Origin of the sequence: Catellatospora bangladeshensis, from assembly GCF_016862575.1 — a bacterium.
In the GTDB taxonomy this organism is placed as follows: Bacteria; Actinomycetota; Actinomycetes; order Mycobacteriales; family Micromonosporaceae; genus Catellatospora; species Catellatospora bangladeshensis.
Genome location: NZ_BONF01000011.1, coordinates 224,039 through 248,038 on the forward strand (window position 1 = coordinate 224,039; position 24,000 = coordinate 248,038).

The 24,000-nt window shown below is 73.8% G+C and carries 22 protein-coding genes; 12 read left to right on the forward strand and 10 right to left on the reverse strand.

The genetic code is table 11. The features are described 5' to 3' along the window. The first annotated feature begins 75 nt into the window (after positions 1-75). Complete coding sequence (locus Cba03nite_RS11825; RefSeq protein ID WP_203745174.1) at positions 76-2,124, forward strand: Hsp70 family protein; 2,049 nt, start codon at positions 76-78, stop codon at positions 2,122-2,124. 112 nt (positions 2,125-2,236) lie between these two features. Here the strand turns inward: Cba03nite_RS11825 and Cba03nite_RS11830 are convergent, their stop codons facing one another. Both Cba03nite_RS11830 and Cba03nite_RS11835 read right to left on the reverse strand, forming a co-directional pair. Beyond that, the gene (locus tag Cba03nite_RS11830; protein ID WP_203745176.1) at positions 2,237-2,791 is read right to left on the reverse strand and encodes a hypothetical protein; all 555 of its coding nucleotides are present in this window, start codon (positions 2,789-2,791) and stop codon (positions 2,237-2,239) included. Between the two features lie 61 nt (positions 2,792-2,852). After that, positions 2,853-3,986, reverse strand: coding sequence for an AI-2E family transporter (locus tag Cba03nite_RS11835; protein WP_239125656.1), 1,134 nt, complete (start codon positions 3,984-3,986; stop codon positions 2,853-2,855). Positions 3,987-4,079: 93 nt separating this feature from the next. On the opposite strand from Cba03nite_RS11835, the gene Cba03nite_RS11840 reads away from it, so the two are divergent. From Cba03nite_RS11840 to Cba03nite_RS11850, 3 genes are read left to right on the forward strand one after another with little or no spacing between them, the layout of a single operon-like run. Then, complete coding sequence (locus Cba03nite_RS11840; protein ID WP_239125657.1) at positions 4,080-5,420, forward strand: efflux RND transporter periplasmic adaptor subunit; 1,341 nt, start codon at positions 4,080-4,082, stop codon at positions 5,418-5,420. Next, complete coding sequence (locus tag Cba03nite_RS11845) at positions 5,417-6,184, forward strand: ABC transporter ATP-binding protein (protein WP_203745180.1); 768 nt, start codon at positions 5,417-5,419, stop codon at positions 6,182-6,184. The genes Cba03nite_RS11840 and Cba03nite_RS11845 overlap by 4 nt, the downstream gene beginning before the upstream one ends. Then, positions 6,181-7,365, forward strand: coding sequence for an ABC transporter permease (locus Cba03nite_RS11850; RefSeq protein WP_203745182.1), 1,185 nt, complete (start codon positions 6,181-6,183; stop codon positions 7,363-7,365). Before Cba03nite_RS11845 ends, Cba03nite_RS11850 begins: the two co-directional genes overlap by 4 nt. A gap of 9 nt (positions 7,366-7,374) precedes the next feature. Here Cba03nite_RS11850 and Cba03nite_RS11855 read toward each other — a convergent pair whose 3' ends face one another. After that, positions 7,375-7,860 carry an NUDIX hydrolase gene (locus Cba03nite_RS11855; RefSeq protein WP_203745184.1) on the reverse strand — a complete coding sequence of 162 codons (486 nt, stop codon included), beginning with the start codon at positions 7,858-7,860 and terminating at the stop codon, positions 7,375-7,377. A 139-nt stretch (positions 7,861-7,999) separates the two neighbouring features. Here Cba03nite_RS11855 and Cba03nite_RS11860 point away from each other — a divergent pair, with 139 nt between their 5' ends. After that, positions 8,000-8,413 (forward strand): YbjQ family protein, encoded by a 414-nt coding sequence (locus Cba03nite_RS11860; protein ID WP_203745186.1) that lies wholly within the window; start codon positions 8,000-8,002, stop codon positions 8,411-8,413. A gap of 66 nt (positions 8,414-8,479) precedes the next feature. Continuing rightward, positions 8,480-9,319 (forward strand): SigB/SigF/SigG family RNA polymerase sigma factor, encoded by an 840-nt coding sequence (locus Cba03nite_RS11865; protein ID WP_203745188.1) that lies wholly within the window; start codon positions 8,480-8,482, stop codon positions 9,317-9,319. A gap of 1 nt (position 9,320) precedes the next feature. Here Cba03nite_RS11865 and Cba03nite_RS11870 read toward each other — a convergent pair whose 3' ends face one another. The 3 genes from Cba03nite_RS11870 to Cba03nite_RS11880 form a co-directional block, all read right to left on the reverse strand. Further along, the gene (locus Cba03nite_RS11870; protein ID WP_239125658.1) at positions 9,321-11,399 is read right to left on the reverse strand and encodes an amylo-alpha-1,6-glucosidase; all 2,079 of its coding nucleotides are present in this window, start codon (positions 11,397-11,399) and stop codon (positions 9,321-9,323) included. A 14-nt stretch (positions 11,400-11,413) separates the two neighbouring features. Beyond that, positions 11,414-12,616: a glycosyltransferase family 4 protein gene (locus tag Cba03nite_RS11875; protein ID WP_239125659.1), complete on the reverse strand. Its 1,203-nt coding sequence runs from the start codon at positions 12,614-12,616 to the stop codon at positions 11,414-11,416. Between the two features lie 124 nt (positions 12,617-12,740). Beyond that, a complete protein-coding gene (locus Cba03nite_RS11880) occupies positions 12,741-14,093 on the reverse strand; it encodes an MFS transporter (protein ID WP_373315740.1) in 1,353 nt (450 codons plus the stop codon). 19 nt (positions 14,094-14,112) lie between these two features. Between Cba03nite_RS11880 and Cba03nite_RS11885 the strand changes: the two genes are divergently transcribed. Next, entirely contained in the window at positions 14,113-15,078 is a 966-nt protein-coding gene (locus tag Cba03nite_RS11885) for a GlxA family transcriptional regulator (RefSeq protein ID WP_203745194.1), read from the forward strand. A gap of 70 nt (positions 15,079-15,148) precedes the next feature. Here Cba03nite_RS11885 and Cba03nite_RS11890 read toward each other — a convergent pair whose 3' ends face one another. Further along, positions 15,149-16,036 carry a hypothetical protein gene (locus Cba03nite_RS11890; protein WP_203745196.1) on the reverse strand — a complete coding sequence of 296 codons (888 nt, stop codon included), beginning with the start codon at positions 16,034-16,036 and terminating at the stop codon, positions 15,149-15,151. Positions 16,037-16,070: 34 nt separating this feature from the next. Between Cba03nite_RS11890 and Cba03nite_RS11895 the strand changes: the two genes are divergently transcribed. Then, entirely contained in the window at positions 16,071-16,277 is a 207-nt protein-coding gene (locus Cba03nite_RS11895) for a DUF2277 domain-containing protein (RefSeq protein ID WP_203745198.1), read from the forward strand. A 61-nt stretch (positions 16,278-16,338) separates the two neighbouring features. Continuing rightward, positions 16,339-17,619 (forward strand): sporulation protein, encoded by a 1,281-nt coding sequence (locus Cba03nite_RS11900; protein ID WP_203745200.1) that lies wholly within the window; start codon positions 16,339-16,341, stop codon positions 17,617-17,619. A gap of 172 nt (positions 17,620-17,791) precedes the next feature. On the opposite strand, the gene Cba03nite_RS11905 is transcribed toward Cba03nite_RS11900, so the two are convergent. After that, positions 17,792-18,025, reverse strand: coding sequence for a hypothetical protein (locus Cba03nite_RS11905; RefSeq protein WP_203745202.1), 234 nt, complete (start codon positions 18,023-18,025; stop codon positions 17,792-17,794). Positions 18,026-18,131: 106 nt separating this feature from the next. Between Cba03nite_RS11905 and Cba03nite_RS11910 the strand changes: the two genes are divergently transcribed. Continuing rightward, positions 18,132-18,872: a helix-turn-helix domain-containing protein gene (locus Cba03nite_RS11910; protein WP_203745204.1), complete on the forward strand. Its 741-nt coding sequence runs from the start codon at positions 18,132-18,134 to the stop codon at positions 18,870-18,872. A gap of 246 nt (positions 18,873-19,118) precedes the next feature. Here the strand turns inward: Cba03nite_RS11910 and Cba03nite_RS11915 are convergent, their stop codons facing one another. Beyond that, complete coding sequence (locus tag Cba03nite_RS11915; RefSeq protein ID WP_239125660.1) at positions 19,119-19,880, reverse strand: EcsC family protein; 762 nt, start codon at positions 19,878-19,880, stop codon at positions 19,119-19,121. Next, complete coding sequence (locus Cba03nite_RS11920; RefSeq protein WP_203745206.1) at positions 19,877-21,040, reverse strand: amidase; 1,164 nt, start codon at positions 21,038-21,040, stop codon at positions 19,877-19,879. Before Cba03nite_RS11920 ends, Cba03nite_RS11915 begins: the two co-directional genes overlap by 4 nt. Before the next feature lie 63 nt (positions 21,041-21,103). On the opposite strand from Cba03nite_RS11920, the gene Cba03nite_RS11925 reads away from it, so the two are divergent. Both Cba03nite_RS11925 and Cba03nite_RS11930 read left to right on the forward strand, forming a co-directional pair. Further along, positions 21,104-22,195, forward strand: a complete 1,092-nt coding sequence (locus Cba03nite_RS11925) for a winged helix DNA-binding domain-containing protein (protein ID WP_203745208.1) — start codon at positions 21,104-21,106, stop codon at positions 22,193-22,195. Between the two features lie 63 nt (positions 22,196-22,258). Further along, the gene (locus tag Cba03nite_RS11930; RefSeq protein WP_203745210.1) at positions 22,259-23,827 is read left to right on the forward strand and encodes a serine/threonine-protein kinase; all 1,569 of its coding nucleotides are present in this window, start codon (positions 22,259-22,261) and stop codon (positions 23,825-23,827) included. Positions 23,828-24,000: the final 173 nt, after the last annotated feature.

Here is a 24,000-nt window from a genome sequence, read left to right on the forward strand (position 1 = left end):
CGTTAGCATCGGCGACCATCGACGCGACGGACGACGGCGTCATCACGGGTCGCATCTGCAGATCGGGAGCCCGCTATGGCACAGCACCTCCTCGTGGTCGACTTCGGCACACACCAGACCACCGCGGCGTTCGTCGCCGACACCCAGGTCCACCCCGTCCCCTGCCCGGTGACCGGGGCCCTCAGCCGCCCCTCGGCGGTCTGCCTCGACGGCGAGAGCCTGCTCGTCGGCACCGCCGCCGTACGCCGCCGGGACACCCTGCCCCGCTGGTTCGCCACCGGCCCCCGGCAGGCCCTCGACACCGGCGAGCTCGTCCGGCTCGGCGACCGGCAGCACTCCGCCGAGGAGGTGCTCGCGGCGTACCTGCACGTGCTGCGGCTGGAATCCGAGCACCGCTTCGGCGTGCCCGTCGAGCGGCTCGCGCTGACCGTGCCCGCGTTCTACGAACCGCAGGACCGCCGCCGCGAGGCGCTGCTCGCGGTCGCGACGGAGGCCGGGTTCCCCGACGCCGAGCTGGTCGGCGACGCGGCGGCGGCGGTGCTGGACCCGTACACCCACGGCGACCTGCCCGACGGCGCGCTGGTGCTGGTCTGCGACCTGGGCGCGGCCTGGACGGTGTCCCTGGCCCGGGTGCACGGCGAGCGCGTCGAGGTCCTCGCCCACGAGACCTCCGGCAGCGGCCAGGACTTCGACCTGCTGCTCGTCAACGACCTGCGGGCCGCGCTGCACGGCTGGCTGACCCCGGCGCTGCAGGCGGGCGGCGACACGGGCCTGCTCGCCCGCTACGCCGCGGGTGACTTCGTACGCTCGGTCAAGCACCGGCTGGCGGAGTCCTCGGAGGTCGTCGACCGGATCACTCCGACCGCCCCGCCGTACCGGCTGGACCGGGCCGGGCTGGACCGGCTCGCCGAACCGGCGCTGCGCTGGCTGGCCGCGAGCTGCCGGGCCGTGGTGGCCCGCGCCGGGTTCAGCCTGCCGGACGTGACCGGGGTGCTGCTGGTCGGCGGCGCGTCCCGGCTGCCTGCGGCCCGCGCGGTGCTGCGCGCCGAGCTGGGCCGGCCGGTGCGGCACCCGACCGAGCCGGAGCACGCCGTGATCCGCGGTGCCGCCCGCTGGGCCGGCCGGCGCACCCAACGCCAGGTGCCCGCCAACACCGCGACGTGGCGGATGGAGCCGCTGAGCTGGGATCTGCCCGACGGCCGGGCCCGGCTGGTGCGGTGGCTGGTCGAGCCGGGCGGCCAGTACACCGCCGGGGCGACGCTGGCGCAGGTGCGCACCGCCGACGACCGCGTCTACGACCTGACCGCGCAGCGCGACGGCATCCTCATGGAGCAGCGCGCCGTGGCCGGCGCGTACCTGACCTCGGACACGGTCGCGGCGATGAGCCGGTCGGCGAAGCTGCTCGGCGGCGACCGGGCCGCCCGGCGGCACCGCATGCAGGTCGCCGGGGACTGGCTGCTCACCCCCGACCACGAGCTGCTCGTCGAGTGCGAGCGCACCGGCGCGTACGTGCGCACGCGTGCCATCGGCAACGGCGCGGTGGTCAACGAGATCCGCCCCCGGCAGCGGGCGGAGGAGAGCCAGGGCCGGGTGTTCGTCGCCCCGGGCGACCGGCTCGCACTGGTCTCCTGGACGCCGGACGGCCACTTCTCCGTGTGGGACGTCGCCAGCGGCGAGCTGACCAGCAGTTTCAAGGCGGCGGCGAACAACCGGCCGGTCAAGGTGCTGGTGCACGAGGGCCAGTGGCGGCTCATCGCCGAGGCCGACCGCAAGGTCCACGTCGGGCGGTACGTGCGCGACGTCGCGACGCTGTGGGACCTGAGCAGCGGCACCGTGGTCGAGGAGATGGTCGGCGAGGACCTGTTCCGCCGCTACGCCGGTTTCATCGACCGCAGCCCGCACGACGGGTTCGCGCCGCAGTGCGACAGCCCCGACGGGCGGCTGCGGGCCGGCGTCGCGGGCAGCGCGGTCTGGCTGCACGAGGCCGGCACGGACGAGGAGGTGTTCCGCACCGACATCGGCGAGGCCAGCTCGGTCCGCACCGCCTTCAGCGCCGACGGCCACCACCTGCTGGCCCGCTGGCGCACCGCCGACACCACCTGCGTCGACGTCTGGCAGGTCTGACCCCGCCCGACCTCGCATGATCCACCGATTTGCCTGGCACCTGGGCGTATCTTGGGCGCGCTTTCGCCCATGTGCCAGGCAAATCGGTGGATCTTGGAGGGTGGCCGCCGGGTCAGCAGGAGGTGACGGGGCGGACGCTGGCGACGGCGGCGAGGCGGATGGGCAGGGTCTGGCCGTCGGCGGTGGTGAGCCAGAGGGTGCCCTGCGGCGCGCCCTCGGTGACCACGCCGCATGCGGTGACCCCGTTGCCGTCGCTGACCTCCACCGACGCCGCGCTCTCGCTGGGCCACCACGCGGACAGCCCTGCCAGCGCCATCAGCGCCACCGAGACGATGGTGGTACGGATGCCCGAGCGCAGCTGCCCGCTCATCGCCGCCGTGTCCGGGGCGCCGCTCGGGTCCTCGACGGGCCACGCGACCTTGCCGACCTGCATGATCGACCACAGCGCCATGACGAACGCGCCCACGGTGCTGGCCGTGGCCGTCCACTGCAGCCAGTCCGGGCCCGGCGCCTCGGCGCCCATCTTCAGTACGCCGCAGAAGCCGATGAAGCCGAGCACGCCGAGCTGGATGCCGTGCCAGCCGCGCGCGGACTCGGACAGCCTGGCCGCCGGGTCCGCGCCGTCGGCAGTGGACGGTGCGGCGGGGAGGGTGGCGTCGGGAAACATGCCGACAGTCATACCGCAAACCAGGCCGCGGTGGAATGTCGGACTCCTGTCGCCGCCCGCCTCAGATGCGGTCGAGGTGGGGCATCGCGATCTTCCGCATCGTCAGCTGGACACCGGCGACGACGGGGATCGCGATCAGCGCGCCGAGCGCGCCCAGCAGCACCGCGCCGATCAGCGCCGACAGGATCACCGCCAGGTCGGACACGTCGACCGAGCGCCGCAGCACCCGCGGCGCGATGACCCAGTTCTCCAGCTGCTGGTACACGATGAAGAAGACGACGCAGGCGATGCCGGCCGTGGTCGAGTCCGCGAACCCGGCGATTACCACGACGACCGCGCCGAGCGTGGCGCCGATCTGCGGGATCAGGTCGCACACGGCCACGACCATGGCCAGCGCGAACGCGTAGGAGACCCCGAGGATCAGCAGGAACACGAACGTGCTGACCCCGGCGACCAGGGCGATGGCCAGCGAGCCGAGCAGGTACGCCCCGATCTTCTCGAAGATCTCGTCGCCGATCTCGCGCGCGGTGTTCCGCCGCGAGGCCGGGAACAGCTTGTAGAAGCCCTCCTTGAGCCGCGTCCAGGCGGCCAGGAAGTAGATCGTCAGCACGAACACGGTGAGCACGTTGAAGATGACGCCGAACACGGCCTGCACGCCGCCCAGCGCGCCGCCGAGCGCCTTGGTGATGTTCTCGTTCGTGGCGGCGGACTTGAGCCGCTCGATCACGTCGTAGCGCTGGGAGAACTCGGCGACCTGCGGGTTGCGGTTGAGCTCGTCGAGGTAGCCGGGGAGGTTGGCGATCAGGTCGGCGGTCTGGTTGAACAGCGGCGGGGCGAGCGCGACCAGGCCGCCGCAGGACACCAGCACGCAGGCGAGCGCGACCAGGGTCACGGCGAGGCCGCGCGGCAGGCCGCGCCGGTGCAGCCAGGCCACGGCCGGGTGCAGTCCGATCGCGAGGAAGAGCGCGGCGAGCATGAGCAGCAGCACGGACAGCGTCTCGCGCACCGCCCACGCCAGCAGGAACGCGCACACCAGCCCGAGGCCGCCGAGGAAGCCGACGGTGAACACGTGCCGGTTGCGCCGGGCGGTGCGGGCGTCGGGCGAGTTCGGGTCGACCACGGCCTGACGCTGCGCGGGCACGGGCGTGACCGTCTCCGCCTGCGGGTTCGTCTCCGCCTGAGCCTCATCCTTCATCGGGCACCTCCGGGGAAGAGCGTGCCACATACCACTGTCCCGGCGTCACCCTGCGTCTGGTCACGGTTGCCGCGGCTGCGTAGGCTCGCCTGAGTGCGACCACTCCTGCACCGCACCACCCGCCCCGCGCTCGCTATCGGCGCGATCGTCCTGCTCGTCGCGCTGACCGCGGCGTCCTGTGAGGACACTCCGGACGTCGGCCTGGCCGACGTCGGCCGGTCCACCGTCAGCGAGCTGGTCGACGCCCCCGCCTCGGTCACCGCCCGCGCCGCCGTCACGCTCACCGCGCCCGCCGACGGGACCCTGGCCCGCCTCGCCGTCACGCCCGGCCAGCAGGTCGCCAAGGGCCAGCTGCTCGCCGTGATCAGCTCACCGGCGTCGCAGACCCGGCTGCGCCAGGCCAAGCAGGCGCTGGACGCGGCGAAGCGCTCCGGCGGCGGCGGGCCAAGGGTGGACCTCAGCGCGGCCCGGCGCAAGCTGGACAAGGCCGCCCGGGACGCGTTCGACGAGGCCCGCAAGGCCGCCGCGCAGATCGCCGACCCGGCGGTACGCGACGCGCTGCTGGCCCACATCGTCGCCGCCGAGACCGGCTACCGGCAGGCCTCGGCGGGTGTCGCCTCGGCCGCCGACGCGGTGCAGCGGGGCGTGGCCTCGCTCGGCTCGGCGATGCAGGCGCTCGGCTCGGCGCAGCGGCTGCAGGCGCAGCAGGCGTACGACCTGGCCAGGTCCACGGTGAACGCGCTGAGCCTGCGCGCCCCGATCGCCGGGGTGGTGCAGCTCGGCGGCACGTCCTCGGCCGCGGCCGCCCCCGATCTGAGCAGCCTGCTCGGCGGGATGGGCGCCGGCCTGCCCAGCGGCGTGTCCGGCCCGGTCGCGGCGGCCCCGGCCGGGGTCGCCTCGGCACCCGCCGTGGGCGCCCCGATCAGCACCGGCACGGCCGTGCTGACCATCGTGGACACCAGCGAGCTGGGCGTCGTCGCCGAGGTCGACGAGACCGACATCCTGCTGGTCCAGACCGGTGTCGCCGCCGACGTGGAGCTGGACGCCGCACCCGGCGTCTCCTACCCGGCGCGGGTGAGCGCGATCGACGTGCTCCCGACGCCGAACAGCCGCGGCGCGGTGGCATACCGGGTGCACCTGACGCTGGAGGTCCCGGCGGACGCGCCCGCCCCGCGGCCGGGCATGAGCGCGGTGGCGCGGCTGCGGGTGCGCGAGGCCGCCGACGCGCTGGCGGTGCCCGCCGCGGCCGTGTTCACCTGCGACGGCAAGGACTGCGTGTGGGTACGCGGCACCGACGGCCGCGCCCAGCGCCGCGCCGTGGAGATCGGCGCGTCCGGCGCGGACACCCTCCAGGTCACCGGCGGTCTGCAGGAGGGCGAGCGGGTCGTGGTGCGCGGCGTGGACCGGGTCGCCGAAGGCGACGAGCTGCCGTGACCGGGCCCGCCATCGAGGCGATCGGCGTGGCCCGCACGTACGCCATGGACGGGGTGAGCGTGGCCGCGCTGCGCGGGGTGACCCTCACCATCGAGCACGGCGAGCACGTGGCGATCGTCGGCCCGTCCGGTTCGGGCAAGTCGACGCTGATGCACCTGCTGGGCGGTCTGGATCAGCCGACCTCGGGTGAGCTGCGCATCGGCGGCCGCGACGTGGCGGGGCTGAGCCCGGCGGAGATGGCGCACCTGCGCAACGCCACCATCGGCTTCGTGTTCCAGGCGTTCCACCTGCTGGCGCGCACCAGCGCGCTGGACAACGTGGCGCTGCCGCTGGTGTACCGCGGCCTGGGCGCGAAGGAACGCCGGGCCCGCGCGGCGGTGATGCTGGAGCGGGTCGGCCTCGGACACCGGCTGGACCACAGGCCCAACCAGATGTCCGGCGGCGAGCAGCAGCGCGTGGCGATCGCGCGGGCGCTGGTCACCGAGCCGGCGGTGCTGCTGGCCGACGAGCCCACCGGCAACCTGGACCAGGCCACCGGCGCGGCCGTGCTGGAGCTGCTGGAGCGGCTCAACACGGCCGAGGGGGTGGCCGTGGTGCTGGTGACGCACGACCGGGAGGTGGCCGCGCGGGCGCGGCGGCAGATCACGATGCGCGACGGCGTCGTGGTCTCCGACAGCGCCGCGCCGGGGCCGGTCATCCCGCAGCAGCGCAACTCCGGCCCGGGTGAGCAGCCGGGCGACGACGGCGGGGAGGCGGCCCGGTGAGGCTGGCGGAGGCGTGGCGGGTCGCGCTGGACGCGCTGCGGGCCAACCGGCTGCGCAGCGGCCTGACCATGCTGGGCATGGTGATCGGCGTCGCGGCGGTGGTGATCCTGGTGGCGCTGGGCACCGGCACCAAGAACGAGGTGCAGGCCCAGGTCGAGGGGCTCGGCTCGAACCTGCTGATCGTGGTGCCCGGCCAGGTGAGCCTCAACGCCGCGCCCGCCGTGTCGCGGCTGGACCAGTCCGATCTGGACGCGGTAATCCGGGTGGTCGGCTCCCGGGACCGGGTGGCGGTGTCGCTGACCTCGGGCGAGAGCGTACGCGCCGGCAAGGAGTCCGCGTTCACCAGTGTGCTGGGCGTGCTGGAGACGACGCCGAAGGTGTTCCTGCGCGACCTGCGCACCGGCACCTATCTGACCCGCACCGATGTGGACACCGGCCGCCGGGTGGCGGTGCTGGGCAACTCGGTGGCGCGGGTCCTGTTCGGCGAGCGCGACCCGGTCGGGCAGCAGGTGACGATCGCGGGCGTGCGGTTCCGGGTGATCGGGGTGTTCGCGCCGCTGGGGCAGAGCCTGGGCGTGGACCGCGACAACGAGGTGCACATCCCGCTGAGCACGGCGCAGCGGCTGCTGGCCACCAAGCGGGTGGACGCGTTCGCGGTCAAGGCGCCCGACGCCGCGACCATCGACTCGCTCGGCGACGACATCGTCGCGGAGCTGACCCGCCGCCACCCGGACGAGCAGTTCAGCGCCGTGACGCAGGAGCAGATCCTGGGCGCGCTGGGCGACATCCTGGGCGTGCTCACCGCCGTGCTGGCCGCGATCGCGGGCATCTCGCTGCTGGTCGGCGGCGTCGGCGTTTCCAACATCATGCTGGTATCCGTACGCGAGCGCACCCGCGAGATCGGGCTGCGTAAGGCGCTCGGTGCCCGGCCCCGCGACATCGGCACGCAGTTCCTGCTGGAGGCGGTGCTGCTGACCACGTCCGGGGGGCTGCTCGGGATCGCGCTGGGGGTGGGCGTCTCGCTGGGGGTGGCCGCGCTGAGCCCGGTGCCCGCGGCGCTGACCTGGTGGTCGATCGCGCTGGCGTTCGGCGTCTCGTGCGCGGTCGGCATCGTGTTCGGGGTGGCTCCGGCGCAGCGGGCCGGGAAGCTGGACCCGGTCGTCGCGCTGCGCACCGACTGACGAAACCGCTCAGCGCAGGTAGCTCCAGCTGAGCATCTCGCCGTCGCGGTAGGGCATGACGCCGTGGAACGGGCGCGGGTCGTCGTCGAACACCATGGGCAGCCACTCCCGGTCGCTGGCCCACATGGGCACCTCGAACAGCCGCTCGCGCGGCACCCAGGTCAGCGTGCCCTCGTGGTTGCCCTCGTGCGCAATGCCGTCGAACGCGTCGACGCGGAACACGAAGCCGAACCAGTCCGCGCCGCCCTTGCCGAAGCCGGGCCAGGACACCGTGCCGCGCAGCGACAGCTCCCGCGCGATCAGGCCGGACTCCTCCTGCACCTCGCGCTTGACGCCGGTGAGCACGTCCTCGTCGCGTTCGACCCGGCCGCCGAGCCCGACGTGCTTGCCGTAGTGGATGTCGTCGGGCCGCTTGTCGCGGTGCAGCAGCAGCACGCTGCCGCCGTCCGGGGACAGCACGTAGGCGAGGGTGGCGATGATCGGCGTCAGCGGCATGACGGCATGTTCGCACAGCTCACGAGCGCTGCCCCATTCACCCCATTAACACAAAAGACTGGTAAATGAGTACCAGATGATGCCTTTCTCATTCACGATGGACATAACACCTTTATCGGACTAACCAGGAGGTGGTGTCATGAGGGATGCGGTCAACCGCGGGGGCGTGCTGGTCGTCACGACGGACCAACTGCCCGGCTACACGGTCAGGATGGTCTTCGGCGAGGTGCTCGGCCTGTCGGCGCGGACGCTCAGCCCGTACACCGAGGGCTTCAAGAACGTCAACGACGGCACCGGCGTCAGCATGGACGTACGCATCCACATGCTGACGGAGTGCCGGCTGGAGGCCGTCGACCGCATGGCGCGCGTCGCCCGGCGCATGGGCGCCAACGCGGTGCTCGCGATGCGCTTCGACAACCGCCAGGTCACCGAGTCGTGGGTGGAGATCTGCGCCTACGGCACGGCGGTGCACGCGGAGGTGGCCGCGCTCCCCCGCCCTAGAAAGCCGGCAACCTCCGCGCCGGCTGCCGATATGTCGCTAAAATCCGCATAGAGCTGCTGAGGGCCGACGACAGCCGCCGCAGCGGCGGCGCGACGGCGTGACCAGCGGATGGCGGCGATGAGCACCCGTGCCGACACGTTGACGATCGAACCGGACCCGGAGCGCGGTTCCCCGGAACCGCTCACCGAGGCGTGGACAGCCGAGCGCGACCGCAGGGTCTCGGTGGCGCTGGAGCGGCTGCGCCGCATACCGCCGGGCGACCCGGCCCGCGAGCGGGCCCGGGACGCGGTCATCCACGCCGGGATGCCGCTGGCCCGGCGGCTGGCCCGGCGGTTCAGCTGCCGCGGCGAGGATCCCGACGACCTCGTGCAGGTCGCGCTGCTGGGCCTGATCAAATCCGTGGACCGGTACGACGCCAGCCACGGCGTCCGGTTCGAGCACTTCGCCGCGCCCACCATGCTCGGCGAGCTGCGCCGGCACTTCCGCGACCGCGGCTGGGCGCTGCGGGTGCACCGGCGGCTGCAGGAGCTGCACCTGGAGATCAGCCGCGCGGTGCCGCAGCTGTGCCAGGCCCTGCAGCGCACCCCGGACGTGCGCGACCTGGCAGGGCACCTCGGCCGCACGGAGAACGACATCCGCGACGGCCTGGAGTGCGCACACGCGTACGCCGTCAGCTCGCTCAACAGCGTGGTACGCAGCGGCAGCGGCTTCGCCGAACTCGGCGAGCTGCTCGGCGAGCAGGACCGCCGCCTGGAGTCGCTGCCCGACCGGCAGGCCATCCAGGCGGCCGTGGCCACGCTCACCCCGCGCGACCAGCAGATCCTGGCCCTGCGCTTCTGCGGCGACCTCACCCAGGCCGAGATCGCGCAGCGGCTGGGGCTGTCCCAGATGCACGTGTCGCGGCTGCTGGCACGGTGCCTGCAGCAGCTGCGCCAGGCCCTGGCCGATCAGCTGTGAGTCAGCCGCTGACGTTCGGGGGTTCCGGCAGGCCCTGCACCTCCGCCTCGGTGCCCGACGCGGTGATCTTCAGCAGCGAGCCGTTGAACGGCAGCCGGTCCAGCGTGACGGTGCCCCACTCCTGCGGCAGCCGCGGCCGCAGCACCAGCTCGCCGCGCGGCACGTTCATGTCCAGGCCGAGGAAGGCCCGCACGATCAGCAGCGGTGCGGCGCTGGCCCAGGCCTGCGGCGAGCACGAGGTCGGATACGGCACCGGCGGGTGGAACTGGTCGGCGGCGAACCCGCAGAACAGCTCGGGCAGCCGGCCGCCGAACGCCGTCGCGGCGCGCAGCAGCCCGGCGGTGAGCCGGTGGGCCAGCTCGACCGCGCCGGGGATGTGGGCGTAGCGCATCAGGCCCGCCACGCACAGCGCGGTGTCGTGCGGCCACACTGACCCGTTGTGGTAGCTCATCGGGTTGTACGCCCCCGACCGGTCCGACAGCGTACGCAGGCCGAACCCGCTGTCCATGTCCGGTTGGGACAGCCGGGCGACCAGCCGCTCGGCGTGCTCGTCGGTGACGATGCCGGTCCACAGGCAGTGGCCCACGTTGCTGCTCATCGCGTCCATCTGCCGCTTGCGGCCGTCCAGCGCGATCGCGAAGAAGCCCTCGTCGTGCAGCCAGAACGCCTCGGCGAAGCGGGCGCGCAGCTTCTCGGCGCGCTGGCGGCAGTTGTCGGCAACGGCCGGCTCGCCGAACGCGTCGGCCAGGTCGGCGCGGGCCAGCCAGGCCGCGTACGCGTACGCCTGCACCTCGGCGAGCGCCACCGGCGGCTCGGCGAGCTGCCCCGCCGCGTCGTTGACGCCGTCCCAGCTGTCCTTCCAGCCCTGGTTGAACAGGCCCCGGTCGGTGGCCCGCTGGTACTCCACGAACCCGTCGCCGTCGCGGTCGCCGTAGCCGTCGAGCCAGGCCAGCACCGCGTCGGCGGCCGGCAGCAGCGCGCGCACGTCCGACTCGGCCGCGCCCCACCGCCAGGCCTCGCCCAGCAGGGCGACGAACAGCGGGCTGGCGTCGATGGTGCCGTAGTAGTGGGTGCCGCCCAGCGCCGACGCGCTCTGCGGGCCGAGCCGCAGCTCGTGCAGGATCCGGCCGGGCTCCTCCTCGGTGCGCGGGTCCACCCCGCGGCCCTGCAGCGCGGCCAGCGTGTGCAGGGTGCCCACCGCCAGCTTCGGGTCCAGCGGCAGCGTCATCCACGAGGTGAGCAGGCTGTCCCGGCCGAACAGGGTCATGAACCAGGGCGCACCGGCCGCGACGAAGGTCTGCCCCGGCTCCTCGCCGGTCGAGATGCGCAGCGCGTCCAGGTCGCGCACGCTGCGCCGCAGCACCAGGTTGAGGTCCTGGTGCTGCGCCCGGATCGAGGTGACGTTGCGGCGCCAGGTGTGCGCCTCAGCCTCCTCGGGAGCCATGTGGTCGCGAAAGCGCGGCTCGATGCGGCGGCTCTCCACCACCGGGTGCACCACGATCTCGGTGCGCCACTCGTCCCGCGCCGGGATCACCACCTGCCAGCTCAGACCGTTGTGGGTGCTCGTCGGCTCGCCGGTGGCGTGCACCAGCAGGCCGCGCGAGCCGTCGGGACGGCTGAACACCAGGTTCACCCCGCTGGCGGTGGAGTGCGTGGCCGAGCCGCCCGCATGCCCCTCCTTCACCGCGAACAGGTCCGCGAAGTCGGAGTCGACGTGCAGCTCCAGGTGCACCAGGGTGGCCTCGCGGCCGACGTTGGTCAGCGTGACGAACTCGCGCATGCCCTCGCCGACGCAGCGCTCGCGCACCACCAGCAGCGTGCTGTCGGCGTGCCCGGCGGCGGGCTGGCGGCGCAGCATGAACCGGGCGGCGTACGCGTCGGCGTCCACCACCGACAGCGGCTGCGGCGCCTGCCCGTCCACCCGCAGCTGCCAGCGCGAGATGATCCGGGTGTCCCGGAAGAACAGCCCCTGCGCGCCCCCGGGCTCCATGTCCCCGCTGGGCGCGCAGATGCTGAACGTGGTGCCTTCGACGATGGTGACCTGACCCTGCCCGTGCGGCGCGGGGTCGCCTGCGTTCAAGGGGGCGGGAGACGTCACCGGTCACCTGCCGAGGTCAGCCGTCCGGACCGCACCGCCAGCCGCGCGCCGCGCGAGGCGCGCGGCTGGCGCCGTTCCGCCAGCGCGGCCCGGTACGCCTGCACGTAGCCCATCGCCATCCGCTCGTCGCTGAACCGCCGCACCACCTGTTCGCGGCACTCCGCCGGATCCAGCTCCACCGCGGCACGCAGCGCCGCGGGCAGCTGCCCCGGGTCGTCGCAGATGAACCCGCTCACGCCGTCCTCCACGACCTCGGGCACCGCACCGGCACGCAGTGCCACCACGGGCGTGCCGCACACCATCGCCTCGATCATCACCATGCCGAAAGGTTCCTCCCACTGCACAGGAAACAGCAGGCAGCGGGCGTTTGCCAGCAACTCGCGCTTGAGTGTCGCGTCGGCGATGCCGATCATGTCGTCGTGCGGCCCGAGCAGCGGCTCGACGTGCTCGGCGAAGTACTTCTTCTCGGCCGGCTCGGCGCACTTGCCGGCCAGGATCAGCGGCAGCCCGGCCTCGTGCGCGACCCGTACCGCGGTGTGGGCGCCTTTGTCCGGGCTGAACCGGCCCAGGAACAGCGCGTAGTCCTTCTTCTCCCGCTGGAACGGCCAGTCCTGCGGGCGCAGCCCGTTGTGCACGGCGCCGACCCAGTTCAGCTCCGGAGCCAGCGCGCGCTGGCGGTGGCTGATCGCCACCAGCGACAGGTCGCGGTCCAGGGTCCGGTAGTAGCCGCGCAGCTCCGAGTCGACCGGCCCGTGCACGGTGACGACGGTGGGCAGGCCCATGGCGTCGTACGCGGGCGCGTTGAGCGGCCCGGCGAACGTGTGGTCGTGCACGACGTCCACCTCACCGGCCGCGTGCAGGTTCTCCACCACCCGCCGCGTCAGCGTCGCGTAGATGATCTCGGGACCGGGCTCGCCCAGCCGCTCCGGGACCGCCTGCTCCCACACCTGCCAGAACCGTGCGCGCGTGCCGTCGCGGCCGGCCCCGATCACCGTCACCTGGTGACCTAGGTCGACCAGCGCGTTCGCGAGATCGGCGATGACCGCCTCGATGCCGCCGTACGCCTGTGGCGGAATGTCGAAGTAGGGCGGGGCCACCATCGCGATCTTCAGCGGTGCGTGGCCGTTGGCGGGCAGGGTGCTCTGCACCCTGGCGAGATGTTCGGGCGGGGTGCCGCCCTTCACCAGCGTGGTTATCACGGGTACGGGAATACCCCTTATGGCGGCATTTCATGCCTGCCCCGCCCCCACGGACGGGTGATCGAAGCTCCCGCCGCGGCGTGCTGCCCGCACGGCGGGAGCTTCGATCATGGTGCGGTCGGCCTCAGGACCGCGCCGGGGTCAGCCGCCAGCGGCGCACCACACCCGGCCGGACGATCGCCAGGGACATCGCCGTGGCCGCCAGCGACAGCAGCCCCGCACCGTAGAACGCAGCCGAGTACGAGCCCGAGCTGTCCCGGACCAGGCCCGCGACCAGCGCGATGCCCGCCGCGCCGAACTGGTGCGCGGCGAACACCCAGCCGAACACGATCGGCCCGGACTCGCCGAAGTGCCGGCGGCACAGCGCGATCGTCGGCGGCACGGTGGCCACCCAGTCCAGCCCGTAGAAGAGGATGAACACCAGCATGCTCGGGTGCGGGTCGGCCGCGAACAGCCCCGGCAGGATCATCAGCGACAGCCCGCGCAGCGCGTAGTAGATCCCCAGCAGCCAGCGCGGGTCGAAGCGGTCGGTCAGCCAGCCGGACAGGATGGTGCCGACGATGTCGAAGATCCCGACCAGCGCCAGCAGCCCCGCCGCGGTCGTGGTCGGCATGCCGTGGTCGTGCGCGGCCGGGATGAAGTGCGTGCCCACCAGGCCGTTGGTGGTCGCGCCGCAGATCGCGAAACCTCCCGCGAGCAGCCAGAACGTCCGGGTACGCGCCGCGTCGCGCAGCGCGCCCAGGGCCCGCCGCGCCGCACCCGTCTGCACCGGCGGCGCCGCGACGGGCTCGTCCGGGTCCGCGCCGTACGCCGTGATGCCGATGTCGGCCGGGCTGTCCCGCAGCAGCCACAGCACCAGCGGCACCACCAGCAGCGCCGAACCGGCCACGGTCAGCGCCGCGACCCGCCAGTCGTAGGACTGCACCAGCGCGGCCAGCAGCGGCAGGAACACCAGCTGCCCCGCCGCGCCGCCCGCCGTCAGCACCCCGGTCACCAGTCCCCGGTGCCGCACGAACCACCGGCTGGTGAACGTGGCCACGAACGCCAGCGCCATCGAGCCGGTGCCCAGGCCCACCAGCAGGCCCCAGCACAGCACCAGCTGCCAGCTCGCGCTCATGAACACGGTCAGCCCGCTGCCCGCCGCGACGAGCAGCAGCGCACCGGACACGACCCGGCGCATCCCGAAGCGCTCCATCAGCGCGGCGGCGAAGGGCGAGGTGAGCCCGTAGAGCACCAGGTTGACCGATACCGCCAGCGAGATGGTGCCCCGCGACCAGCCGAACTCCTGCTGCAGGGGGTCGATCAGCACCCCCGGGGTGGCCCGGAACCCGGCCGCGCCCACGATGGCGACCAGGGCCACCGCGGCGGCGGCCCAGGCCAGATGGCGGCTGCGGGTCGGCCTGACCCTGTCTTCAAGCAACGTCACCAGGCCATGGTGCGAGAAACCACGCCGCGCGGACAGTGGCCTGAACGCCACTATGTGAAAGAATCCAGCCATGACCGTTCGCCACCGCGTCGCCGTGCTCGCCCTCGACGGCGTCATGGCCCTGGATCTCGGCATCCCCAGCCAGGTGTTCGGCTGCGCCACCGACAGCGCCGGGCACCGGCTCTACGAGACCCGGATCTGCACCCCCGACGGCGGCCCGATCCGGTGCAGCGCCGGCTTCGCCGTGCAGCCCGACCACGGCCTCGACCTGCTCGGCTGGGCCGACACCGTGATCGTGCCCGGCATCCACCGCGAGCACCTGGGCACCTTCGCCGCCGGTCCCGCCATGGCCGCGCTGCGCGCCGCCCATACCGCCGGCAAGCGGATCATGTCCATCTGCACCGGGGCGTTCGCGCTCGCCGCCGCCGGGCTGCTCGACGGCCGCCCCGCCGCCACCCACTGGGCCTACGCCGACGACTTCCGGGCCCGTTATCCGCAGATCAAGCTCGACGCCGAGGTGCTGTTCATCGACGACGGCGACGTGCTCACCTCGGCCGGCGTCGCCGCCGGGCTCGACCTGTGCCTGCACGTCGTACGCCGCGACCACGGCAGCGAGGTCGCCAACCGCGCCGCCCGCCGCTGCGTCGTCGCCCCCTGGCGCGACGGCGGCCAGGCCCAGTTCATCGAGCGCCCCCTGCCCGCCGTCGGCGACGCCTCCACCGCCGCCACCCGCGACTGGGCCCTGGCCCGCCTCGGCGAGCCCCTCGACCTCGACCAGCTCGCCCGGCACGCGCGGATGAGCGTGCGCACGTTCACCCGCCGGTTCCGCGAGGAGACCGGCCTGTCCCCCGGCCGCTGGCTCACCCGGCAGCGCGTCGAGCACGCCCGTCACCTGCTGGAGAGCACCGACCTGTCCATCGACCAGATCGCCGGCCGGGCCGGCTTCGGCACCGCCGTCTCCCTCCGCCAGCACCTGCGCGCCGCGGTCGGCACCGCCCCCCTCAGCTACCGCCGCACCTTCCGCACCCCCGCCTGACGCCCCGCCGCCGATGGCCGCTCCCGGCATCGCCCGCAGGGGTGCGAGGGACGGCAGGGGGCGGCGAAGGTCAGGCGTTGGAGGGTTCGCGGGCCGGGCGGGTGGGTGCCTGGGTGAAGTGGCCGTTGCGGCCCGCGCGCCACAGACCCCAGAGGGCCAGCAGGGCCGCGACCAGGAGCGGGCCGCCGTCGCGGACCAGGCCGTCCGCGCCGAGAAGGGCCGCGCACAGCGGCAGGTGCACCAGCAGCACGACCAGGGTCAGCCCCACCAGCAGCACCCGCGCCCAGCGCCTGCCCTTGACCAGGAAGATGCTCAGGAACAGCGCCACGTAGCTGACCACCAGCGCGAACACGAACCACACCACGATCAGCGGCAGCAGCGCCGGGCGCCCGTCGAACAGCAGCCCGACCGACACCACGCACGCCACCAGCATCAGCGCGCTGTAGCTGAACACCGCCACCCGTGTCGTCAGCACCCACCCGGGCACGTGCGGCCTCGGCTCCACCGGCCGCCGCTGGATCCCGTCGCGCCCGATCCACCAGCGGGTACGCGGTCGCGCCAGGTACTCCCGCACGCTCGCCGACCGGTACAGCAGCAGCACCACGCCCAGGCACAGCACGGCCACCACCGCGAACCCGGCGATGCCGGGCAGCGCCGGATACCCCTGCTTCGGCACCACCAGCCGGGCCACCGAGAAGATCGTCGTCACCGCCAGGATCAGCCCGAACGGCGCCGCGCCCTGACGCCCCCGCCACAGGTGGAAGATCAGCACCAGGAACAGCAGCGACCGCAGCAGCGCCCAGCCCGTCCGCACGAACAGGGCGTACCCGCCGTCCACGGCGTAGTACCAGTTCAGCCACTCGACGGCAGCCGTGGCCAGCGCGGTCACCGCCAGCAGCGCCGTCAGCGCGTGTACGGCGAAGGGCCGGGGCTCGGGCGTCGGGGCGGCGGCGGACACCCGTCAATCATGCCCACGGAGCACAATGGCAACCATGTGCCGGAGCATCAAGACCCTTCGCCCGCCGTTCCAGGAGCTCGTCACCGAGGAGGACATGCGCGCCGCCGCCCTGCAGTACGTCCGCAAGATCTCGGGTTTCCGCACCCCCGCGGCGCACAACGCCGAAGCCTTCGACCGTGCCGTCGCGGCCGTCACCGCCGCGACCGCCGAGCTGCTCGCCACCCTCCAGGTCCGCCGCTGAGCCCTGCCCCGCGTCGCCGGTTCGCGGGCAACGCGTCGGCGTACGCGGGGATGATGGGTGCATGGTCCTGCGGCGCATCCTGAGCAGCCTCGGCTTCGGCGGGGTCGACGTCGACACGGTGCTGGCCACTCCCGCCGTGCGGCCCGGCGGCGCGTTCACCGGCCAGGTCCGGCTGCACGCCAGAGGCGACGTCGAAATCACCGCGGTGCAGCTGCTGCTGGTCGCGAACGCGAACGGCGCCGAGACCGAACTCGGCCGCTACCCGGTCGCCGACCGGTTCACGCTGCGCGGGGGCACCGGGCACGCCGTCGGATTCCACCTCGCGGCGCCGTACACCGCGCCGATCACCCTGGTCTACGGGCGCCCGATGCCCGGGGTCACCGTCGGGGTGCGTACGCAGGTCAGCGTCGCCTCGGGCAGCGCGAAGACGGACTTCGACCCGATCGGCGTCGAGCCCGCCGAGATCCACCAGCACGTGCTGGACGCGCTCGGCACGATCGGGTGCCGCTTCGTACGCAGCGACCTGCGGCCCGGCCAGCCGCCCGTCCAGGCGGTCACGTTCTACGCGCCGGTGCCGCAGGGGCAGGCGCCCGGACCGCAGATCCCGCAGCTGGTGTTCCTGCTCGCGGCCGACCCGCAGGGTGCGACCGTCACCGCCGAGCTCGCCGGGCGGCCCGGCCAGGGCGACGCGCACCGGGTGAGCGCCGAGCAGGCGCGGGAGCTGTCGGCCGATCCGGCGCGCTGGATCGAGCTGGTCGACGGCTGGGTGCGCAAGGCGCTGGAGCGGCTGTCGAGCCTGCCCGCGCAGGACCCCGGCGCGTTCATGCGCCCGCCGGTGCACGCGCCCGGGCCGCCGCACCACTCGGGGCATCCGAGCAGGCCGTACGCGTACCCCGGGCACGGGTTCGGCGGCTACCGGTACGGCGGGTACCGCGGCACCGGCTCCATGATCGGCGCCGGGCTGGGCGGCGCGGCGCTGGGCTTCCTCGGCGGCATGGTCGTCAGCGACATGATCCACGACGCCCTCACCCCCGACGCCGCAAGCGCCGCCGACGCCGCAGGCACCGCCGATACGCCCGCCGCGGACAATGTGGGCACCGGCGCGGCGGGGTCGGACGCCGCCAACGGCCCGGATCCGGTCGGCTCGGACGCGGCAACCGCCGACGCCCAACCGGCCGACGCGGAAGGCGCCGCCGTCGCCGACACCGGCTACGACCAGGCGTACCAGGACAGCGGCGGCTACCAGGACGGTGGCTACGACGCCGGAGGCTGGGACACCGGCGGCTACGACGCGGGCGGCTTCGACTCCGGCGACTTCGGAGACTTCGGCGGCGACTTCTGAGCCGGTACGTCACGCCGCCCGCTGGAAAGATCGCCGTCTCGTGTCGAAACCTCTGGTCAGACCGCAGATCTTGACACGAGATCGCGATCAACCACCGGTGCGGTAAGCGGTAGCGACGGGGTGGGCGCGTGCGGGTCGGGGTGCGAGCCATGGCTCCGCACGCGCCCACGTCTCATCCGGCGGTACGCAGGTACGGGCGCACGAGGGCAGGCTCGCCGCCGTCCCAGTCCGCGTAATGCACGACGAGCCGTCCGCCGTGCGCGCGCTGCTCGCAGGGATGCGCCCGGCCGCACGACCGGCAGCAGCCGGTGCCGTCCCGTTGATGCTCGGCCAGCAGGTGGCGGCCGTACGCGGCCTGCGCGTCGGCGTACCTCAGGAACTCCGGTTCTGCCATCGGCATGTCCATGACGCGAACCTAGGCGGCCTAGACGTGGCGGCGCGGCGTCCGAAGTGGCGTCCGTGCGGCGACATCGGAGGCGTCATTTCGGCGTCATTGGGCGTACGCTGTCCGCATGACAGCTCCAAACGCGACACTACGTGCGATCCGCATGGGCATGCTCATGAGCCAGGACGACTTCGCCCGCGCCATCCGCGACGCCGGGCAACGCGCCGGGGTCCCCAATGACGCGAGCAAGCGCCTGGTCCAGCGCTGGGAGGCCGGCCTGATCGTCACGCCCCGGCCGGTGTACGCCCGAGCCCTGGAGGTCGTGACCGGCCTGCCCATCAGCTCGCTGGGCTTCACCGTCGCGGTGCCCCACGCCACCCCCGCCGAGGCGCACGATTCAGCATCGCTTCAGGTCACGGTGCCACCAGTGCTGCCGCGCACAGCCGCCGCGTCAGCCCCGAACCACTCGGGCATCTGGCTGAGCCGCTACGAGTACCGGTCCAGCGGCCGGGACGCCGTGTTCACCGGCCTGCATTACGTCGTGGTGCTGCAGCACAGCGACCGGCTCACCGTCCGCAGCCTGCCCGGTTCGTCGGACTCGCCGCTGACCATGGACCTCACCGTGGACGGCAACGTCGTCACGGGCACCTGGGTGGAGCAGACCGCGGCCGACGGCTACTACCGCGGCGCGCGCTACCACGGAGCGATCCAGCTGCTGGTGGAGCCGACGGGTCGGCGCATGGCGGGCAAATGGGTCGGTTTCGGCATGGAGATGGACGTCAACACCGGCCCATGGGAGCTCGTCTTCCAGGAGGCCTCCACCAACAAGGCCGCCATGGACCGCTACAACCGCCCCCCGGAGCCCTGACCCGTTCGTCGCCCGCGAAGATCGCCGTCTCGTGTCGAAACCTCTGGCCAGACCGCAGATCTTGACACGAACTCGCGATCATCCAGCCCAGACCAGCCAAGATCGCCGTCTCGTGTCACAAAGCGGGGTCCAACCCACCGCAGCCGACCCGAGAACGCGATCCCTCCACCCCTCCCGCCCGAACAGCCGTGTTGATCAGGAGGCTGTGGACGGGACACGCCGTCGAGCCGTGCCATAAGTTCATGATCAACGGGGTGGGAGGGGGTGGTCCTGGGGAGGGCGGGGGTGGGGGACGGTGGGGAGGGCGGTGGGGCGGTATTGGGCGAGGGCGCGGCGGGCCAGGTCGTTGACGGTGGCGGAGTTGGCCCAGGCGCCGAAGACGATGGAGGCGAACGGGATCGCCTTGGCGGCGAGCTTGCGGACCGCGCGCATGCCGGCCATCCGGGCGAGCTTCCAGCTCAGCAGGCCCAGGGCACGGCCGACGGGAGCCCGGCTCGCGGTGGTGCCGACGCCCTTGGCGATCGCGCCGGCGATGCCCTCGCGGCCCTGGGCGACGCCGAGCGCCAGCCGGGCCGCCTCGGTCGCCTTGTGCACGCGCTGCAGGACGAGCAGCTCGGTGGCCCGGTCCGGGTGGGTCGGGTCGACGCCGTACACGGCGGCCAGGTGCAGCACCAGGCGGGACTGGGTCCAGGCGAGCGTGGCCACGTCGGCGACCGCGCCGGGCAGGCCGATCGAGCCGGACACCGCCCCGCTGAGCCGGGCGTGCCGCCGGAACCGCCGGATCGCCACCTGGGCCATGCCGTCCGGGTGCATGTGCGGATACAGCATGCGCATCCGGGTGACCCAGGCGGCGGCCTGCGGGCCGATGCGGCGCACCGCCTCCAGCGCCAGGTGCTCGGGCGCGTACTGCGGGTCGGCCCGCATCTGCTGCCACAGGCCGGGCGGCGGGGCCTCCCGCGTGTCCAGCTCGACCCCGGTCGGGACGATCGCTCCGGGCTCCGTCGTCAACGCAACACCTCCGCAAGCTCCAGCAGGGACTCGTCGGCGCCGGCCGCGCCGATCAGGCACAACCCGACGGGCAGGCCGTTCACCTGAGCGCCCGGCACGGTGAGCGCGGGCAGCCCGGCGACGCTGGCGATGCCGGTCAGGCCGAGGATCGGGGCGCGCAGCGGGCCGGTGTCGGCGCCACGCGCGGGGGCGGGGCTGGGCGCGGTCGGGATGGCCAGCACCGCGCCGTCGAGCACCCGGGCCATCGTGGACTTCACCTGGTTGATCTCGCGGTCGGCCGTGCCCAGCTCGTCGAGGGTGCGGCCGGACGCGGCGCGCACCCGCTCGGTGACGCCGGGGCCGAAGTGCGGGTGCTCGGCGCGTACCCACTCGCCGTGGCGCTGCCAGAACTCCCAGCCGGTGCGCACCGCGTAGGCCAGCCGGTAGTCGGGTGCGGGCCCGGCGCCCCACAGCGGCTTCTCCTCGACGGGCAGCACGCCCGCGAGCCGGTCCAGCAGGGGCTGCAGCGCGTCGCGGACGGCGGGCTCGGCCAGCTCCCACAGGTCGGCGGGGGCGTGCACGGCGCGGACCGGGCTGGTCCCGGGGCGGCTGCTCAGCAGCACCCCCGTCGCGGTACGCAGCAGCGCCAGGTCCCGGGTGAGCAGGCCCGGCACGTCGAACGAGCCGCACAGCGGCACCACCCCGGCCCGGCTGACCCGGTTGTGGCTGGGGCGCAGGCCGTACAGGCCGCACCAGCCGGCGGGGATGCGCACCGAGCCGCCGGTGTCGGTGCCCAGGCCCAGGTCGGCGGAGCCTTCGGCGACCGCGGCGGCGGTGCCGTTGGACGAGCCGCCGGTGATGTGGCCGGGCGCGGCCGGGTTGTCCGGGGCGCCGTAGTGCTCGTTCGTGCCGAACAGGCTGTAGGCCATCTCGTCGGTGTGCGTCTTGCCGACGATGGCCGCGCCCGCGCCGGTCAGCACCGCGACCGCGGCGGCGTCGCGTTTCGCGACCGGGTGGGTGGCCAGCCAGGTCGGGTTGCCCGCGCCGGTGGGCAGTCCGGCCACATCGAACAGGTCCTTGACGGCCAGCCGTATGCCGCGCAGCGGCCCGTCCGTCTCGGGGCGCGGCGGGATGGCCGTCACCCAGGGCACGTAGGGGCCGGGGGCCGCGAGGTCCGTCATCGCACACTCCTACCACGAGCGCCCGGCCGGGGAGTGCGGGCGCACCACGTAGCTTAGGACCTTATGACCGCAGTGCTCAGCCGCCAAACGCTCAACCGGGCGCTGCTGGCGCGTCAGTTCCTGCTCCGACGTGCGCAGATGCCGGTGTACGACGCCGTCGCGCACCTGTACGGCCTGCAGGCCCAGGCACCGAACCCGCCCTACCTGGCGCTGTGGAACCGGCTGGACGACTTCGCCCCGGAGGAGCTGTCGCAGCTGATCACGGACCGGCGTGCGGTGCGCATCGCGCTGATGCGCTCGACGATCCACCTGGTCACCGCCGAGGACTGCCTCGCCCTGCGCCCGGTGCTGCAACCGGCGCACGACCGCGGCTTCGCCGTCACCTACGGCAAGCGGCTGACCGGGCTCGACCTCGACACGGTCGCCGTGCACGGCCGCGAGCTGGTCGAGGCGCGACCGCGCACGTTCGCCGAGCTGGGCGCGCTGCTCGCCGAGCGTTTCCCCGGCTACGACGCCGACGCGCTCGCACCGGTGGTGCGCACACGGGTGCCGCTGGTGCAGGTGCCGCCGCGCGGGCTGTGGGGGTCTAGCGGGCAGGCCGCGCACACCTCGGCCGAGACGTGGCTGTCGGCGGAGCCGAGCGCCCCGGACCCGGCACGGATGGTGCTGCGCTACCTGGCCGCGTACGGCCCGGCGAGCGTGCCGGACGTGCAGGCCTGGTCGGGCCTGACCCGGCTGAAGGAGGTCGTGGCGGGACTGCGGCCGCGGCTGGTGACCTTCCGCGACGAGCGCGGCGTGGAGCTGTACGACCTGCCGGACGCGCCCCGGCCCGACGCCGCCGAACCGGCGCCGCTGCGGCTGCTCGGCGAGTTCGACTCGGTGCTGCTCTCGCACGCCGACCGCACCCGGATCATCTCCGACGAGCACCGCAAGCGAGTGTTCACCGTCAACGGCATCATCAAGGCGACGGTGCTGGCCGACGGCTTCGTCGCCGGGACGTGGCGCATCGAGCGCGGCCGGGACGCCGCAACGCTGCGCGTGGAGCCGTTCGTGCAGCTCACCGACGCGCAGCGGACCGCGCTGACCGAGGAGGCGCACCGGATGCTGGCGTTCGCGGCGCCCGGCGCGAAGGCGTACCACGTCGATGCGGGCTGAGCCATCTGTTCGGGATCGGACACCGGCTTGACGGGGCAGCGATCGATCGCGAAGGATTCTCCCGTGCTTGACCCGGGGGTGACGCTCGGCGGGCGTTACGAGCTCTTGGACCTGATCGCCCGCGGTGGGATGGGCGAGGTGTGGCGCGCCGACGACCTGGTGCTCGGCCGCCGCGTGGCGGTGAAGGCGCTGCTGCCCGCCCTGGCCGGGGAGGCCGGGTTCACCGCCCGGTTCCGGGCCGAGGCGCGCGCCATGGCGGCGCTGTCCCATCCCGGCATCGTCGAGATCTACGACTACGGCCACGCCGACGGCGTGGCGTACCTGGTGATGCAGTTCGTCGAGGGCGAGTCGCTGCGCGCGCTGGTCGACCGGGACGGCGCGGTGGACCCGCACCTGGCGATGGGGCTGCTCGCGCAGGCCGCCGACGCGATCCACGCCGCACACCGGCAGGGCATCGTGCACCGCGACGTGAAACCGTCGAACCTGCTGCTGCGCCCGGACGGGCGGCTCGCGCTCACCGACTTCGGCATCGCGCGCATGGTCGCCGGCGACCGCCTCACCGCCGCCGACGAGATCCTGGGCACCTCGTCCTATCTGGCTCCCGAGCAGGTCACCGGTGCCGAGATCGGGCCCGCCACCGACGTGTACGCGCTCGGTGTGGTCGCGTACGAGCTGGTCACCGGAGACCGGCCGTTCAACGCCGACACCCCGCTCGCGGTCGCGCTCCAGCACGTCAACGACGACCCGCCCGCACTGCCCGCGGACGTGCCCCGGCCGGTCCGGGCGCTCATCATGCGCGCGCTGGCCAAGGAGCCCGACGAGCGCTGGCCCTCCGCCGCCGCGCTCGCCCAGGCGTCCCGCTCGGCGGCGCACGCCACCCGGACGGCGGCGCGGGCCGCCGCCGCATCCGCTGTCTCTCCCAGCACGGAGAACACCGCGGCCGCGGACCGGCCGCCGCACAAGCGTGCGGCGGCAGCACCCTCCGGTTCCGCGGCCAGCCGGCCGTCGCGGGCGGTCGCGCCGGCCGGCCGCGCAGCGCCGGTCCCGGCGGGCGAGCGCAGCCTGGCCGACGCGATGCCGCCCGGTCACCGCCGGCCGCTGAACGCGGGGCCGTTCCGCGACCGCCGCCTGCTCGCCGGAGCCGCCGGGGTCCTGTTGCTGCTGGTGGCAGCCCTCGCCTACGCGCTCACGCCGAGCGCCGGCGCCGATCCGTCCGGGCAGGACCCGGGCACTGCTCCCTCCGCGAGCACCGGGACGGACCCCGCCGCGCCGCCGGGCACCGGCCCCTCCGGCAGCACCGCCCCGACGCCCCGGGCCACGGTGACGGCGTCCAGCCGTCCCCTGCCGCGGCCGTCGGGTGCGCACCCGAGCCCGGCCGCGCCGAGCAGCCCCGCCGCACCGCAGAGCCCGGCCACGACCACCCGGACCGTGCCCGGCATGTACGGCTGGCGCGAGGTCGAGGTGGTCGCCGAGCTGAAACGCCTCGGCCTGATCGGGACCATCACCTACCGGGCCACGCCCGACCAGTGCCACGTCCTGGAGCAGTCACCGGCGGGCGGAACGGTCGTCGCCGCCGGGTCCACCGTCGACGTCGTGATCGCCACCGCGACGGACCAGTGCAAACAGGTCTGATCCGCGGCCAGCCACCGAACAGTCCTTCCGCAAGCTGTAGCGGGTCCGGGGCGGGGCCGGCGGCACGGCCCCGCCGCGTGATGGGTTGACGACAGAGACGGGCACGCTGCGCCACCGGCTACCTACCGTGAGCACGCGCGCGCATCCACGTCCATGACTCTCACGATCGGTGA

Bases quoted from the DNA above. Each gene is read 5' to 3' on its own strand.
- Cba03nite_RS11825 (WP_203745174.1), top strand. From the start codon at position 76: ATGGCACAGCACCTCCTCGTGGTCGACTTCGGCACACACCAGACCACC.
- Cba03nite_RS11830 (WP_203745176.1), bottom strand. From the start codon at position 2,791: ATGTTTCCCGACGCCACCCTCCCCGCCGCACCGTCCACTGCCGACGGC.
- Cba03nite_RS11835 (WP_239125656.1), bottom strand. From the start codon at position 3,986: ATGAAGGATGAGGCTCAGGCGGAGACGAACCCGCAGGCGGAGACGGTC.
- Cba03nite_RS11855 (WP_203745184.1), bottom strand. From the start codon at position 7,860: ATGCCGCTGACGCCGATCATCGCCACCCTCGCCTACGTGCTGTCCCCG.
- Cba03nite_RS11860 (WP_203745186.1), top strand. From the start codon at position 8,000: ATGAGGGATGCGGTCAACCGCGGGGGCGTGCTGGTCGTCACGACGGAC.
- Cba03nite_RS11865 (WP_203745188.1), top strand. From the start codon at position 8,480: ATGAGCACCCGTGCCGACACGTTGACGATCGAACCGGACCCGGAGCGC.
- Cba03nite_RS11885 (WP_203745194.1), top strand. From the start codon at position 14,113: ATGACCGTTCGCCACCGCGTCGCCGTGCTCGCCCTCGACGGCGTCATG.
- Cba03nite_RS11895 (WP_203745198.1), top strand. From the start codon at position 16,071: ATGTGCCGGAGCATCAAGACCCTTCGCCCGCCGTTCCAGGAGCTCGTC.
- Cba03nite_RS11900 (WP_203745200.1), top strand. From the start codon at position 16,339: ATGGTCCTGCGGCGCATCCTGAGCAGCCTCGGCTTCGGCGGGGTCGAC.
- Cba03nite_RS11905 (WP_203745202.1), bottom strand. From the start codon at position 18,025: ATGGACATGCCGATGGCAGAACCGGAGTTCCTGAGGTACGCCGACGCG.
- Cba03nite_RS11910 (WP_203745204.1), top strand. From the start codon at position 18,132: ATGACAGCTCCAAACGCGACACTACGTGCGATCCGCATGGGCATGCTC.
- Cba03nite_RS11920 (WP_203745206.1), bottom strand. From the start codon at position 21,040: ATGACGGACCTCGCGGCCCCCGGCCCCTACGTGCCCTGGGTGACGGCC.
- Cba03nite_RS11925 (WP_203745208.1), top strand. From the start codon at position 21,104: ATGACCGCAGTGCTCAGCCGCCAAACGCTCAACCGGGCGCTGCTGGCG.